Origin of the sequence: Bacillus sp. FSL K6-0073 (genome assembly GCF_038006085.1) — a bacterium.
In the GTDB taxonomy this organism is placed as follows: domain Bacteria; phylum Bacillota; class Bacilli; order Bacillales; family Bacillaceae_G; genus Bacillus_A; species Bacillus_A cereus.
In genome coordinates, this window is sequence record NZ_JBBOUN010000001.1 from 270,001 (window position 1) to 285,000 (window position 15,000).

The following is a 15,000-nucleotide window of genomic DNA, read 5'->3' on the forward strand; positions in this document are numbered from 1 at the left end:
GTGTCAGGTGGGCAGTTTGACTGGGGCGGTCGCCTCCTAAAGTGTAACGGAGGCGCCCAAAGGTTCCCTCAGAATGGTTGGAAATCATTCGTAGAGTGCAAAGGCATAAGGGAGCTTGACTGCGAGACCTACAAGTCGAGCAGGGACGAAAGTCGGGCTTAGTGATCCGGTGGTTCCGCATGGAAGGGCCATCGCTCAACGGATAAAAGCTACCCCGGGGATAACAGGCTTATCTCCCCCAAGAGTCCACATCGACGGGGAGGTTTGGCACCTCGATGTCGGCTCATCGCATCCTGGGGCTGTAGTCGGTCCCAAGGGTTGGGCTGTTCGCCCATTAAAGCGGTACGCGAGCTGGGTTCAGAACGTCGTGAGACAGTTCGGTCCCTATCCGTCGTGGGCGTAGGAAATTTGAGAGGAGCTGTCCTTAGTACGAGAGGACCGGGATGGACGCACCGCTGGTGTACCAGTTGTTCTGCCAAGGGCATAGCTGGGTAGCTATGTGCGGAAGGGATAAGTGCTGAAAGCATCTAAGCATGAAGCCCCCCTCAAGATGAGATTTCCCATAGCGTAAGCTAGTAAGATCCCTGAAAGATGATCAGGTTGATAGGTTCGAGGTGGAAGCATGGTGACATGTGGAGCTGACGAATACTAATAGATCGAGGACTTAACCATATAATATGTAGCAATGTTATCTAGTTTTGAAGGAATATGCCTTCATAGTTTGGTGATGATGGCAGAGAGGTCACACCCGTTCCCATACCGAACACGGAAGTTAAGCTCTCTAGCGCCGATGGTAGTTGGGACCTTGTCCCTGTGAGAGTAGGACGTCGCCAAGCTATTTATATTGTCGCGGGGTGGAGCAGCACGGTAGCTCGTCGGGCTCATAACCCGAAGGTCGCAGGTTCAAATCCTGTCCCCGCAACCAAATGGTCCCGTGGTGTAGTGGTTAACATGCCTGCCTGTCACGCAGGAGATCGCCGGTTCGACCCCGGTCGGGACCGCCATTTCATATAAAGAAAAGAACGAAACAAGTTGTTTCGTATTTTTTTATTTGTTTTAACAAAAAACTAATAAAGACAGTCAAACTATCCTTAGGACAACTCCTAAGGACTTTTTTATATATTCAAAACCTGTATAATAAAGAGCAGAGAACATTGTGAGTAAAGTAGGTGAAGTCTGTGAGTAAATATGAAGTAACAACAAAATCTTCTGAGGAGACACAAAGGTTATCAGAAAAACTAGGTGAGCTCGTAGAGGCACAAGATGTAATTATTTTAGAAGGAGATCTTGGAGCTGGTAAGACGACTTTTACAAAGGGACTAGCAAAAGGTCTTGGAGTGAAAAGAGTTGTAAATAGTCCTACCTTTAATATCATTAAAGAATATAAAGGAAGATTACCGCTATATCATATGGACGTGTATCGCTTAGCAGAAAGTGAAGAGGACTTAGGCTTTGATGAATATTTCTACGGTGAAGGAATTACGGTAGTAGAATGGGCTCATTTAATAGAGGCATATTTACCAAATGAAAAGTTACAAATTAGTTTATTCCATGCTGGAGATGACACAAGAAGAATTATACTCGAGCCAATTGGAGATCGCTATATTAGATTATGTGAGGAGCTATTACAAGATGAAAGTACTAGCAATTGATACTTCAAATTACGTAATGGGTGTATCCCTTATTGAGGAAGGAAACGTAATTGGGGAAATCATTACAAATTTAACGAAAAACCATTCTGTACGTCTTATGCCAGCTGTAGAGAAACTGTTAAAAGAGTGTGGCGTAAAACCGAAGGAATTAACTAAAATCGTTGTAGCTGCTGGACCTGGATCCTATACAGGTGTTCGCATAGGCGTGACTGCGGCAAAAACATTAGCTTGGTCACTTCAAATACCAATTGTAGGTGTATCAAGTTTAGAGGTAGTAGCTGCAAACGGTGCTAACTTTAACGGGTTAATTTGTCCTTTATTTGATGGAAGACGTGGGCAAATTTATACAGGGTTATATACATATGAAGGAGAGCAGTTAACTTCAATAGAAGAAGACCGAATTATTCTTATTGTGGACTGGTTGCAAATGTTAAAAGATAAAGGACAGCCTGTTTTATTTATCGGTAACGATGTTAAATTGCATAAAGAAACAATTATAGAACATTTAGGTGATCAAGCTGTATTCGCTCCATTTACTAAAAATAATCCAAGACCAAGTGAGCTAGCATTCTTAGGATTACAAAAAGAAGAACAAGATGTGCATACGTTTGTTCCGAGCTATCTTCGTTTAGCTGAAGCTGAAACAAAGTGGTTAGAAAGTCAAAACAAGTAGGAGCTTGCAGAAGATGGATATGATATTTAGAAAGATGGAGCTTGATGATATTGCTCAAATTGTAGCTATTGAAGAAGCGTCTTTTTCAACTCCTTGGACTGCAGATGCCTTTCATCGTGAATTAACGATGAATGAACATGCACATTATATTGTGTTAGAAAAAGATGGTCGTGTAGTCGGGTATTGTGGATTGTGGATAATTATTGATGAATCACATATAACAAATATAGCTATTTTGCCAGAATACCGAGGTCAAAAGTTAGGAGATGCCCTATTGAAAGCAGTTATTTCTGAAGCGAAAGAACTAGGGGTAAAAACAATGACACTTGAAGTACGTGTATCAAATGAAGTAGCAAAGCAGTTATACAGAAAATACGGATTTCAAAATGGTGGGATTCGTAAACGATACTATGCAGACAATCAGGAAGATGGTCTCGTAATGTGGGTGAATATATAATGGAAAAAAATACGATTATACTTGGTATTGAAACAAGTTGTGATGAAACAGCAGTAGCAGTTGTTAAAAATGGAACGGAAATTATTGCGAATGTCGTTGCATCACAAATTGAAAGTCATAAACGTTTTGGCGGCGTTGTACCAGAGATTGCATCCCGTCATCATGTAGAAGAAATTACAGTTGTGTTAGAAGAAGCTTTAAAGGAAGCAAACATCACATTTGATGATATTGATGCAATTGCTGTAACAGAAGGTCCTGGTTTAGTAGGAGCACTTCTAATTGGAGTAAATGCAGCGAAGGCAGTAGCGTTTGCACATGATATTCCGTTAGTCGGTGTTCATCATATTGCTGGTCATATTTATGCGAACCGTTTAGTAAAAGAAGTTCAATTCCCGTTATTATCACTTGTTGTATCCGGTGGGCATACAGAACTTGTTTATATGAAAGAACATGGTTCATTCGAAGTAATTGGTGAAACACGAGACGATGCAGCTGGAGAAGCATATGATAAAGTAGCTCGTACGTTATCTATGCCATATCCAGGTGGTCCTCATATTGATCGCCTTGCACATGAAGGAGAACCGACAATTGATTTGCCTCGTGCATGGCTAGAACCGGATTCATATGATTTTAGCTTTAGTGGATTGAAATCAGCAGTTATCAACACTGTGCATAACGCAAAACAACGCGGTATAGAAATTGCGCCAGAAGATTTAGCGGCAAGTTTCCAAGAAAGTGTAATAGATGTACTTGTAACGAAAGCAGCTCGTGCAGCAGAAGCTTATAATGTAAAGCAATTACTTCTTGCTGGTGGAGTAGCTGCTAATAAAGGACTTCGTGCGCGATTAGAAGAGGAATTTGCACAAAAAGAAAACATTGAATTAATTATTCCACCGCTATCTTTATGCACAGATAATGCAGCGATGATTGCAGCCGCAGGGACAATTGCTTATGAACAAGGTAAGCGTGCAACATTAGCCTTAAATGCAAATCCAGGATTAGATATTGAAGCATAGTTATGCACATAATTAACCACAGGTTGTGGATAAAACCCATATTGTCTGTTGATAATATGGGTTTTATTGTGTATATAAAATGTTGATAACTTTTTTGTCGATTGTGGATAATGTGGAAAAGTTATTTTAAGGTTTATTTTATAAAGGTGGATATGTGTATAAAATTGTGGATAAATAGGATGATGTCAGACCTTTGAATTTGTTCTTTTTCGGGAAATAAAAAGTAAGAAGATATCCCCGAAAAACATTTTGAAACATCCCCCTATTATAGAAGATGCTAATATTGTCAATCTTTGTCGTTAAATCGATATTTCGTGTCGAATTGTTAATATATATAGGGTTACAATAGATATATTTGAAAAATCGTTGGTATATTCTAAGTTACGATTGATATACTCAAAAAATTGTTTCTGTATTAAAAGAAAAAAAGATGTCGCATAGTCAAAAATCCTGACTTATGAGACATCTTCCTTATTTAAATATGCTTATACATGCAGCTCTTCCCATTCTGCCATACAAGTTTCAAGTTGTTCTTGTAGCGTTTGCTTTTTAGTTGTAATTTCACTAGCTTTTTCATAATCTGCATATATTTCTGGTAAGCAAAGTTGATCTTCTAACGTAGCAATTTCTTCTTCTAATTCTAATATACTTTGTTCTAGCTCTTCAATTTTTCTGGTGCGTTGACGCTCTAGTTTTTTACGCTCTTTTTCTTCTAAATAATTTAATTTCTCTTGTGCAACCACCTTTTGAACAGGAATGTCACTTTCTTGCTGTTCAAGTTCTGCACGTTCAATCATTTCATTTTTCTTTTCAACGTAGTAATCGTAATCCCCTAAATATTCCTGTGCACCTTCTGTTGATAACTCAACCACAGTCGTTGTTACACGGTTAATAAAGTAGCGGTCATGTGAGACGAATAGAAGAGTCCCTGGGTAATCAATTAAAGCATTCTCCAAAATCTCTTTACTATTTAAATCAAGGTGGTTCGTAGGCTCATCTAGAATTAACAAATTTGACTTTTGCATCATAAGTTTTGCAAGAGCTAATCGAGCTTTTTGTCCACCACTAAGAGAAGATACTGGTTTCAGTACATCATCTCCTGTGAATAAAAAATTCCCGAGTATAGTACGGATTTCTTTTTCAGGTTGCAGTGGATATTCATCCCATAATTCATTTAAAACCCGTTTAGAAGATGTTAAGTTTGCTTGTTCTTGATCATAATAACCAACAGATACATTTGATCCGAAAGAAACATCACCATTTAATAGTGGTAACTTATTCACAATAGACTTTAACAATGTGGATTTCCCAATTCCGTTTGGACCAACTAAAGCAACACTATCTCCGCGAGTTAAGCGCATAGTTACATGTTCAATTATAGGGTTCTCATCATAGCCGATGGTTGCATCATTTACTTGTAAAACATCATTTCCACTTTGCTTTTCAATATCGAAGTGGAATGATGCTGACTTAGAATCCCCTAATGGTCTCGTTAATAATTCCATTCTGTCTAGTTGTTTACGACGACTTTGAGCACGTTTCGTTGTAGAAGCGCGAGCTATATTCTTTTGAACGAAGTCCTCAAGTTTTGCGATTTCATCTTGTTGTTTTTCGTAACGTTTCATTTCTTGCTCATATAATGCTGATTTTAAGTCTAAATATTTACTGTAGTTACCAACAAATCGTCTGCTTTCTTTATTCGAAATTTCATATACTTGTGTAACGAGTTTGTCTAAGAAATAACGGTCATGTGAAACGATTAATATTGCGCCAGGATAACCTTGTAAATATTGCTCAAGCCACGTTAATGTTTCGATGTCTAAATGGTTTGTAGGCTCGTCCAAAATAAGTAAGTCTGGTTTTGTTAATAATAATTTCCCGAGAGCTAATCTTGTTTTTTGCCCGCCGCTTAAAGTAGAGATCGTCGTCTGGTGCGTTTCAACTGGGAAGCCAAGGCCGCTTAAAATGGAGCGAATATCCGCTTCATATTGATATCCACCTTGATCTTTATAATTGAGTTGCAATTGGTCATAATCAGCTAACAATCTTTCATATGTAGCTTCGTTTGAAAAGTTTTCTTCTTTTCCCATTTCTTGCTCAAGCCTTCGAAGTTTTGTCTCCATTTGCTGTAAGTGGGTAAAGACGGTTAGCATTTCATCCCAAATTGTTAAAGACGTTTCTAGTCCAGTATTTTGAGCTAAATATCCGATTGAGACATCTTTAGGTTTTATAATTTCGCCACCGTCATGAGATAATTCACCAGCGATAATTTTTAATAATGTAGATTTGCCTGCTCCATTCCTTCCAACTAATGCGATACGATCTTTTGTTTGTACTTCCAATTTTATGTTTGCAAGAATCGTTTCTGCACCGTATAATTTCGAAAGCGCGTTTACTTGTAATAAAATCAATGTTTTCACCTCAAATAATTTCTTAACTTTGCCATGTTTATATTTCTCAATCATACTAAAAATAGTGTATAGTTTAAAATAAAGAGAGAATACTTCTTCTCTTTATTATACAAGGAATTTAATGAGTGCTAAACTTTTGTATTTGATTAAAGTATATGAATAAAGATAGGAAGAGAGGAGAGGTCATATGGATCAGCAAAAGATTCCACAAGCCACTGCTAAAAGATTGCCTCTATACTATCGATTTATCCAAAACTTATCTCTTTCTGGTAAGCAGCGTGTTTCATCGGCCGAATTGAGTGAGGCAGTAAAAGTAGATTCCGCAACAATACGAAGAGATTTTTCGTATTTTGGAGCGTTAGGGAAAAAGGGATATGGATATAACGTAAATTATTTATTATCATTTTTCCGTGAAACACTTGATCAAGATGATATAACACGTGTAGCACTTATTGGAGTAGGTAATTTAGGGACCGCTTTCTTACATTATAATTTCACGAAAAACAATAATACAAAAATTGAAATGGCATTTGATGTTAGTGAAGAGAAAGTTGGAACAGAAATCGGGGGCATTCCTGTATACCATTTAGATGAATTAGAAGAGAGATTATCAAATGATATACAAGTGGCAATATTAACAGTACCGGCTACAGTAGCACAAGCTGTAGCAGATAGATTAGCTGAAACGAGCGTACATGGTATTTTGAATTTCACACCAGCACGATTAAACGTATCAGAGAATATTAGAATTCATCATATTGATTTAGCTGTAGAGTTACAAACATTAGTTTACTTTTTGAAAAACTATCCACAATAAAACGCAGAGGAAGCGACCTCTGCGTTTTATTATTGTTTCTTCTTTGTGAATTTAACTAATATAAGGCGAAGTGCCAAATTAAAATCAATTGTTGCCATAACTGCAAATAGTATTGTCCACACATTCCAGATTGTATCTGTCACGTTCGTAATGGCGAAGCGTGTAAAGATACATCCAAGAAGGAAGTATAGTGCAGCCATGAACAATGGTGAGTTTCTCATACAAAAAATCCTCCGATAAAGCCTTGCATTTTTTCAGCTTCTTTAATCATTTCTTGAATTTGCTCATTGCTCATAAAAATTTGCCCAATAGCGACTAATGTATTCATCGCAACATGAGCTGCAATCGGAACGATAATACGCTTCGTCTTCACATATAAGAAGGCGAATACGAGCCCCATAGCAGTGTATACCAATAAATGAGTAAAATCAAAATGAATTGCTGCGAATACAAGCGAACTAATGATAGCTGCGATAAAGAAGTTAAACTTCTTATAAAGCGTGCCGAATAGAATTTTTCTAAATACGATTTCTTCTAAGATAGGTCCAATTATAGATACAACAATAAGGAACCAAGGTATCGTTCTTGCGATGTCCATCAGTCTGTCTGTATTCTCAGATTCACGTGGAACCCCAAATACATACATTTCAATCATACCTGCAATGGATTGTGAGATGATTGCTAAGAAGAACCCGATGAAAATCCATCCAATAGTAGCTGGGACAGAAGAGCGCATTGGATCTAAATGCCTGTCACGAATATCTGTTCTAAGTAACCAAAGTACGATACATAATGCAACAAAGAAGCTAATAATTGCCCAGTGTCCCGTTATGATTTGTCCTTTTTCCTCAATGGTAAATCCTCTATTATCGTAGAGTCCTGTTTTTAGGAGAAGTGGTAATCCAACAACGCCGGATAACTGCATTAAAATGTATGTAACGATAATCCACCAGTATTGTTTCTTCAAATGGTTTAACCATCCTTTCTAACTATAGTGTATGAGATAAGTTAGGATAACATGTAAATATGCTACCTACGATATAAACCTCACTTGAATTATGTTTTTTTCGTAAATCCTTATTTGAAATTATAATAGAAGACAGGAGAAAGTTGTGTGTGTAGCGAAAACAACTTAGGGTGTCCTTTCATATTGTAACATACGAGCAGTGGAAACAACGATTCATATAGTAAAGGCAGTATTCTATATAGAAAGTTTATATAGTGATTTGCGAAAAAATTATGATTTTTTTACTTGCAAAAGAAATTGAGATTATTTATTATTATAAGTGTGTTAGCACTCGGGTGACTTGAGTGCTAATAAAAGAAATTTACATAACAAAATGAGGAGGTTATTGTTCATGCTAAAGCCATTAGGTGATCGCGTTGTAATTGAGCTTGTTCAAGCAGAAGAAAAAACAGCAAGTGGTATCGTATTACCAGATACTGCAAAAGAAAAACCACAAGAGGGTAAAGTTGTTGCAGTAGGTACTGGTCGAGTGCTTGAGAATGGTGAGCGTGTTGCTTTAGAGGTAGCAGCAGGTGATCTTATCATCTTCTCAAAATATGCAGGTACTGAAGTGAAATATGAAGGTACAGACTACTTGATTTTACGTGAAAGTGACATTTTAGCAGTTATCGGTTAATTATATAAATCTTAAAAAATCCAAGGGGGTCAATTATTATGGCAAAAGATATTAAATTTAGTGAAGAAGCACGTCGTTCGATGCTTCGCGGTGTCGACACTCTTGCAAATGCAGTAAAAGTAACGCTTGGACCAAAAGGTCGTAACGTTGTACTTGAGAAAAAATTTGGTTCACCACTTATTACAAATGATGGTGTAACAATCGCAAAAGAAATCGAATTAGAAGATGCATTCGAAAACATGGGTGCGAAATTAGTAGCAGAAGTTGCTAGCAAAACAAATGACGTAGCTGGTGACGGAACAACAACTGCAACTGTATTAGCGCAAGCTATGATTCGTGAAGGTCTTAAAAACGTAACAGCTGGTGCGAACCCAATGGGTCTTCGTAAAGGTATCGAAAAAGCTGTTACTGCTGCAATTGAAGAATTAAAAACGATTTCTAAACCAATCGAAGGTAAATCTTCTATCGCACAAGTAGCTGCTATTTCTGCTGCTGACGAAGAAGTAGGTCAATTAATCGCTGAAGCAATGGAGCGCGTTGGTAACGACGGCGTTATTACTTTAGAAGAATCTAAAGGCTTCACAACAGAATTAGACGTAGTAGAAGGTATGCAATTTGATCGTGGATATGCATCTCCTTACATGATTACTGATTCTGACAAAATGGAAGCAGTTCTTGATAACCCATACATCTTAATCACTGACAAAAAGATTTCTAACATTCAAGAAATCTTACCAGTATTAGAGCAAGTGGTACAACAAGGTAAACCACTTCTTATCATTGCTGAAGATGTAGAAGGCGAAGCGTTAGCTACATTAGTAGTGAACAAACTTCGTGGTACATTCAATGTAGTAGCTGTTAAAGCTCCTGGATTTGGTGACCGTCGTAAAGCAATGCTAGAAGATATCGCGATCTTAACTGGTGGCGAAGTAATCACTGAAGAATTAGGCCGTGACTTAAAATCTGCTACAGTTGAATCTTTAGGACGCGCTGGTAAAGTTGTTGTAACGAAAGAAAACACAACTGTAGTTGAAGGTGTAGGAAGCACAGAACAAATTGAAGCTCGCATCGGTCAAATCCGTGCGCAATTAGAAGAAACAACTTCTGAATTCGATCGTGAAAAATTACAAGAGCGTCTTGCAAAACTTGCAGGTGGCGTAGCGGTAATTAAAGTAGGTGCAGCAACTGAAACTGAGTTGAAAGAACGCAAACTTCGCATTGAAGATGCACTTAACTCAACTCGTGCAGCAGTAGAAGAAGGTATCGTTGCAGGTGGTGGTACTTCACTTATGAACGTATACACAAAAGTAGCTTCTATCGTAGCTGAAGGCGACGAAGCAACAGGTATCAACATCGTACTTCGCGCACTAGAAGAGCCAGTTCGTCAAATCGCAATCAACGCTGGTCTAGAAGGATCTGTAGTTGTAGAGCGTCTAAAAGGCGAAAAAGTAGGCGTTGGTTTCAACGCAGCTACTGGCGAATGGGTTAACATGCTTGAGTCTGGTATCGTAGATCCAGCTAAAGTAACTCGTTCTGCACTTCAAAACGCAGCATCTGTTGCAGCTATGTTCTTAACAACTGAAGCTGTAGTAGCTGACAAGCCAGAACCAAATGCACCAGCAATGCCTGACATGGGCGGCATGGGCATGGGCGGTATGGGCGGAATGATGTAATTCCGTTTGTCCTAAAAAACATCCATTTCTATATAGAAATGGATGTTTTTTTATGTTTTTTAGAAAAGGAAATGAATTTCTGTAGAATTTTGTCGCTTTCTCTCTTGACCATACCGACACTTCATTGTTAGAATCTAGGAAGATAATATAAAACGATCCTTCATATATCCTCAATGATATGGTTTGAGAGTCTCTACCGGGTTACCGTAAACAACCTGACTATGAAGGCAGTGTGTCTTATATTTATAAAGAGCGGAGACTATCTTTCTTTATAAAGCCAGACCCCTGCCTTTTCTTTGTTATGAGACTAGAGGCGGAGGACTGGCTTTTTTTATTATATTGGTAATGCTTTTCGCCAAATTGGTGAAAATATTTATATACGAGAACTAACGTTGGGGTGATTATTTTGAAGAAACAACACGATACAATTATCGTTTTAGATTTTGGAAGTCAATACAATCAGTTAATAGCACGTCGAATTCGTGAGTTCGGTGTATACAGTGAACTTCATCCACATACAATTACTGCAGAAGAAATTAAAGCAATGAATCCAAAAGGGATTATTTTCTCTGGTGGACCAAATAGCGTATACGGTGAAGGTGCATTACATTGTGATGAAAAAATCTTTGAACTAGGTTTACCAATCTTCGGTATTTGTTACGGTATGCAGCTTATGACGCAACACTTCGGTGGTAAAGTAGAGCGTGCAAATCACCGTGAGTACGGAAAGGCTGTTCTTAAAGTAGAGAACGAATCAAAATTATATGCGAACCTTCCAGAAGAGCAAGTTGTATGGATGAGCCATGGTGACTTAGTAACTGGTTTACCTGAAGGATTCGTAGTAGACGCAACAAGTGAGTCTTGCCCAATTGCTGGTATGAGCAATGAAGCGAAAAACTTATACGGTGTACAATTCCACCCAGAAGTACGTCACTCTGAGCACGGTAACGATTTAATTAAAAACTTCGTATTCGGCGTATGTGGTTGTTCTGAAGGATGGAACATGGAGAACTTTATCGAAGTAGAATTAGAAAAAATTCGTGAAACTGTTGGAGACAAAAAAGTACTATGCGCACTTAGTGGCGGTGTAGACTCTTCTGTTGTAGCAGTATTAATTCATAAAGCAATCGGCGATCAATTAACTTGTATTTTCGTTGACCACGGCTTACTGCGTAAAGGCGAAGCAGAAGGCGTTATGAAAACATTTAGCGAAGGCTTCCACATGAACGTTATTAAAGTGGATGCAAAAGAACGCTTCATGAACAAGTTAAAAGGTGTAGAAGATCCAGAACAAAAACGTAAAATCATCGGTAACGAATTCATTTACGTATTTGATGATGAAGCGTCTAAATTACAAGGTATGGACTTTTTAGCACAAGGTACACTTTACACAGACATCGTTGAAAGTGGTACAGCAACTGCACAAACAATTAAATCTCACCACAACGTTGGTGGACTTCCAGAAGACATGCAGTTCAAATTAATTGAGCCTTTAAACACTTTATTTAAAGATGAAGTACGTGTATTAGGATCAGAATTAGGAATTCCTGATGAAATCGTATGGCGTCAACCATTCCCAGGTCCTGGTCTTGGTATTCGTGTATTAGGTGAAATTACAGAAGAGAAATTAGAAATCGTTCGTGAATCTGATGCGATTTTACGTGAAGAAATTATTAAAGCGGGCTTAGACCGTGAAATCTGGCAATACTTCACTGCACTTCCTGGTATGCGTAGCGTAGGTGTTATGGGTGACGAGCGTACTTACGATTACACAGTAGGTATCCGTGCAGTAACATCTATCGACGGTATGACAGCTGACTGGGCACGTATCCCTTGGGACGTATTAGAGAAAATCTCTGTACGTATCGTAAACGAAGTAAAACACGTTAACCGTATCGTGTATGATGTAACGAGTAAGCCACCAGCAACTATTGAGTGGGAATAGTATTTATAAAAAGATCCATCTATTGCTTATGTATAGATGGATCTTTTTTATTTTGGCATTAATACGAACGAAACTATAAAAATTTATGAAAATGTTCGTTTTTAAATTGACAAAACTACTTCGTCGAGTTAATATGATTATGTAATTCAAACGAAAAGTGAATATTATAGCCGTCGTATAATATCGGGGATATGGCCCGAAAGTTTCTACCTAGCTACCGTAAATGGCTTGACTACGAGGCGTTTGTATAAAGATGAGGGGAAACTTGTCTTTGTTTATAGAACGCTTCCATGTATATATGCAATGGAAGTCTTTTTTATTTCTCGGGATAAAAGAGGGCTAGGGTGAAATACGGCGAGTAATCATATAACGGGGGAAACATAGGATGAAACGCTATTTTCAGTTTGATGAGCTCGGTACGAATTATAAGACTGAGTTCATAGCAGGGTTAACGACATTTCTATCTATGGCTTACGTACTATTTGTCAATCCTGCTACGCTGTCGCTTGGAAATGTTAAAGGGTTACCAGCAGGTACAGGGATGGATCCAGGTGCAGTATTCGTTGCTACGGCATTAGCGGCAGCGATCGGTTCGTTAATTATGGGTATTTTCGCGAAGTATCCAATTGCTTTAGCGCCAGGTATGGGGATTAACGCGTTCTTTGCTTATACAGCAGTGTTAACGATGGGTATTCCGTGGCAAACGGCCATTGCCGGAACATTAATGTCAGGTATTATCTTTATTATTCTTACTGCTTCAGGTATTCGTGAAAAAATCATTAATGCAATTCCATCGGAGTTAAAGTTTGCAGTAGCAGCAGGTATTGGATTATTCATTGCTTTCCTTGGATTCCAAAATGCCGGAATTATCGTGAAAAACGATGCGGTTCTTGTTGGGTTGGGGGACTTAACAAAGGGCACAACGTTACTAGCAATCTTCGGGGTTGTTACTACGATCATCTTCATGATTAAGAAAGTTAATGGTGCAGTATTCTACGGTATGATTCTTACAGCGATCTTAGGAGTTGCAACAGGATTAATTGATACTCCGAAAGCTGTGGTGGGAGCAATACCGAGTCTAGAACCAACGTTCGGCGCGGCGTTAACGCACTTCGGAGATATTTTCACAGTTCAAATGGGGATTGTTATTATAACGTTCTTCTTTATCGATTTCTTTGATACAGCAGGTACGCTTGTAGCGGTTGCAAATCAAGCAGGATTAATGAAGAACAATAAATTACCACGTGCAGGAAAAGCGTTATTTGCAGATGCGATTGCAACTGTAATTGGTGCGATTTTAGGTACATCAACAACAACGTCTTACATTGAATCGTCTGCAGGGGTAGCAGCAGGAGGACGTTCTGGATTTACAGCAGTTGTAACAGCAGGATTCTTCTTACTGGCACTATTCTTCTCGCCATTACTAAGTGTTGTAACGCCAGCTGTAACGGCACCGGCTTTAATTATTGTAGGAATCTTGATGGTTTCTTCCTTAGGGGAAATTGATTGGAAGAAATTCGAGATTGCAGTACCAGCATTCTTTACAATTATCTCTATGCCACTTACGTATAGTATCGCAACTGGGATTGCGATTGGATTTATCTTCTATCCAATTACAATGGTTGTGAGTGGTCGTCGTAAAGAGGTTCATCCGATTATGTATGTTATGGGAGTTTTATTCGTACTATATTTCATCTATGTTCGTAAATAAAAGGGGTTTTTAAAGGTCTAGACTTAAGGGGAGTCTAGACCTTTTTTGCGTCTTCAGAAAATCTTAAGGATTTCCGAGCGTTTTTCTTCAGAAGTTTTCCTATAATAGAAGTTAGGGATTAAAAAAGTGATGGGGGAGATATTGTGGCACACGAAACAATACTTGTCGTAGATGATGAAAAAGAAATTCGGAATTTAATTACAATCTATTTAAAGAATGAAGGATATAAAGTATTACAAGCAGGAGACGGAGAAGAAGGATTACGTCTATTGGAAGAAAATGAAGTACATCTAGTCGTATTAGATATTATGATGCCGAAAGTGGATGGTATTCATATGTGTATGAAGGTAAGGGAAGCGAAAGAAATGCCTATTATTATGCTTTCTGCGAAAACGCAAGATATGGATAAGATTTTAGGGTTAACAACGGGTGCAGATGATTATGTAACGAAACCATTTAATCCGTTAGAGTTAATCGCAAGAATTAAATCTCAGTTACGCCGTTATATGAAAATGAATGGTTTCGCTATACAAAATGAGGACGAGCTAGAAATTGGAGAGATGAAAATAAACATCTCGACCCATAAAGTTATTGTGGACGGAGAAGAAGTGAAACTGACCCCAAGGGAATTTTCAATTCTAGAATTACTAGCTCGTAATCCGGGTATGGTCTTTAGCGCGGAACAAATTTATGAAAAGGTTTGGAACGAAAGATCTTTCCAGTCTGATAATACGGTAATGGTGCATATTCGAAAAGTACGTGAAAAGATTGAGGAGAATCCAAGGAAACCTAGATATATAAAAACAGTATGGGGAGTGGGGTATAAGATTGAAAAAGATATTTAATCCGTTTACTTATATAAGGAAAATAAGAGAATTAATTGAGAAATTAGTAAAGAGCGTACGAAAGAGTATAAGGATTCAATTGATTACTACTTTTGCTGCTTGTGCGTTATTAGGAGTTTTGTCAGCGAAGGGAGCTGCGCCATTTTTTGAGAATGCG

At 38.2% G+C, this 15,000-nt stretch carries 14 protein-coding genes, 2 tRNA genes, 2 rRNA genes and 2 riboswitches (2 of these 20 cut by a window edge); of the genes, 15 read left to right on the forward strand and 3 right to left on the reverse strand.

Features of this window, described 5'->3' with window-relative positions:
* The 8 genes from MHB52_RS01530 to tsaD form a co-directional block, all read left to right on the forward strand.
* Window positions 1-672 (forward strand): 23S ribosomal RNA (locus MHB52_RS01530) (it extends 2,251 nt beyond the left edge of the window).
* 48 nt (window positions 673-720) lie between these two features.
* Window positions 721-836, forward strand: a 5S ribosomal RNA gene (gene rrf / locus MHB52_RS01535).
* Between the two features lie 12 nt (window positions 837-848).
* Window positions 849-925, forward strand: a tRNA-Met gene (locus MHB52_RS01540).
* A gap of 3 nt (window positions 926-928) precedes the next feature.
* Window positions 929-1,004 (forward strand) — tRNA-Asp (locus MHB52_RS01545).
* 174 nt (window positions 1,005-1,178) lie between these two features.
* Window positions 1,179-1,652 (forward strand): tRNA (adenosine(37)-N6)-threonylcarbamoyltransferase complex ATPase subunit type 1 TsaE, encoded by a 474-nt coding sequence (gene tsaE / locus MHB52_RS01550; RefSeq protein WP_000049644.1) that lies wholly within the window; start codon window positions 1,179-1,181, stop codon window positions 1,650-1,652.
* Complete coding sequence (gene tsaB, locus MHB52_RS01555) at window positions 1,633-2,325, forward strand: tRNA (adenosine(37)-N6)-threonylcarbamoyltransferase complex dimerization subunit type 1 TsaB (RefSeq protein ID WP_000865753.1); 693 nt, start codon at window positions 1,633-1,635, stop codon at window positions 2,323-2,325. The genes tsaE and tsaB overlap by 20 nt, the downstream gene beginning before the upstream one ends.
* A 13-nt stretch (window positions 2,326-2,338) precedes the next feature.
* Complete coding sequence (rimI, locus tag MHB52_RS01560) at window positions 2,339-2,782, forward strand: ribosomal protein S18-alanine N-acetyltransferase (RefSeq protein WP_000367190.1); 444 nt, start codon at window positions 2,339-2,341, stop codon at window positions 2,780-2,782.
* On the forward strand, window positions 2,782-3,798 hold the full coding sequence (tsaD, locus tag MHB52_RS01565) for a tRNA (adenosine(37)-N6)-threonylcarbamoyltransferase complex transferase subunit TsaD (RefSeq protein ID WP_000414585.1): 1,017 nt from the start codon (window positions 2,782-2,784) through the stop codon (window positions 3,796-3,798). The genes rimI and tsaD overlap by 1 nt, the downstream gene beginning before the upstream one ends.
* 485 nt (window positions 3,799-4,283) lie before the next feature.
* Here the strand turns inward: tsaD and MHB52_RS01570 are convergent, their stop codons facing one another.
* Complete coding sequence (locus MHB52_RS01570) at window positions 4,284-6,209, reverse strand: ABC-F family ATP-binding cassette domain-containing protein (RefSeq protein WP_000602145.1); 1,926 nt, start codon at window positions 6,207-6,209, stop codon at window positions 4,284-4,286.
* Between the two features lie 187 nt (window positions 6,210-6,396).
* Between MHB52_RS01570 and MHB52_RS01575 the strand changes: the two genes are divergently transcribed.
* Entirely contained in the window at window positions 6,397-7,026 is a 630-nt protein-coding gene (locus MHB52_RS01575) for a redox-sensing transcriptional repressor Rex (RefSeq protein ID WP_000372699.1), read from the forward strand.
* A gap of 29 nt (window positions 7,027-7,055) precedes the next feature.
* Here MHB52_RS01575 and MHB52_RS01580 read toward each other — a convergent pair whose 3' ends face one another.
* Both MHB52_RS01580 and MHB52_RS01585 read right to left on the reverse strand, forming a co-directional pair.
* Complete coding sequence (locus MHB52_RS01580) at window positions 7,056-7,247, reverse strand: YdiK family protein (protein ID WP_001246204.1); 192 nt, start codon at window positions 7,245-7,247, stop codon at window positions 7,056-7,058.
* A complete protein-coding gene (locus MHB52_RS01585) occupies window positions 7,244-7,993 on the reverse strand; it encodes a CPBP family intramembrane glutamic endopeptidase (RefSeq protein ID WP_016119015.1) in 750 nt (249 codons plus the stop codon). The genes MHB52_RS01580 and MHB52_RS01585 overlap by 4 nt, the downstream gene beginning before the upstream one ends.
* 391 nt (window positions 7,994-8,384) lie before the next feature.
* Between MHB52_RS01585 and groES the strand changes: the two genes are divergently transcribed.
* From groES to ampS, 6 genes are all read left to right on the forward strand, one after another.
* On the forward strand, window positions 8,385-8,669 hold the full coding sequence (gene groES, locus MHB52_RS01590) for a co-chaperone GroES (RefSeq protein ID WP_000917311.1): 285 nt from the start codon (window positions 8,385-8,387) through the stop codon (window positions 8,667-8,669).
* Window positions 8,670-8,707: 38 nt separating this feature from the next.
* Window positions 8,708-10,342 carry a chaperonin GroEL gene (gene groL, locus MHB52_RS01595; protein ID WP_001029993.1) on the forward strand — a complete coding sequence of 545 codons (1,635 nt, stop codon included), beginning with the start codon at window positions 8,708-8,710 and terminating at the stop codon, window positions 10,340-10,342.
* Between the two features lie 140 nt (window positions 10,343-10,482).
* Window positions 10,483-10,584: riboswitch (purine riboswitch) on the forward strand.
* A gap of 164 nt (window positions 10,585-10,748) precedes the next feature.
* Entirely contained in the window at window positions 10,749-12,287 is a 1,539-nt protein-coding gene (guaA, locus tag MHB52_RS01600) for a glutamine-hydrolyzing GMP synthase (RefSeq protein WP_000743906.1), read from the forward strand.
* 153 nt (window positions 12,288-12,440) lie between these two features.
* Window positions 12,441-12,542: riboswitch (purine riboswitch) on the forward strand.
* A 130-nt stretch (window positions 12,543-12,672) separates the two neighbouring features.
* Entirely contained in the window at window positions 12,673-13,998 is a 1,326-nt protein-coding gene (locus MHB52_RS01605) for an NCS2 family permease (RefSeq protein WP_000833094.1), read from the forward strand.
* 143 nt (window positions 13,999-14,141) lie between these two features.
* Window positions 14,142-14,843 (forward strand): response regulator transcription factor, encoded by a 702-nt coding sequence (locus MHB52_RS01610; RefSeq protein ID WP_000929884.1) that lies wholly within the window; start codon window positions 14,142-14,144, stop codon window positions 14,841-14,843.
* Window positions 14,827-15,000, forward strand: partial view of an aminopeptidase AmpS gene (gene ampS, locus MHB52_RS01615; protein ID WP_016119030.1) — the 5' portion only. Its footprint extends 1,332 nt past the window's final position; 174 of the gene's 1,506 nt are visible here — the first part of the coding sequence; the start codon lies at window positions 14,827-14,829; its stop codon lies beyond the right edge, outside the window. The genes MHB52_RS01610 and ampS overlap by 17 nt, the downstream gene beginning before the upstream one ends.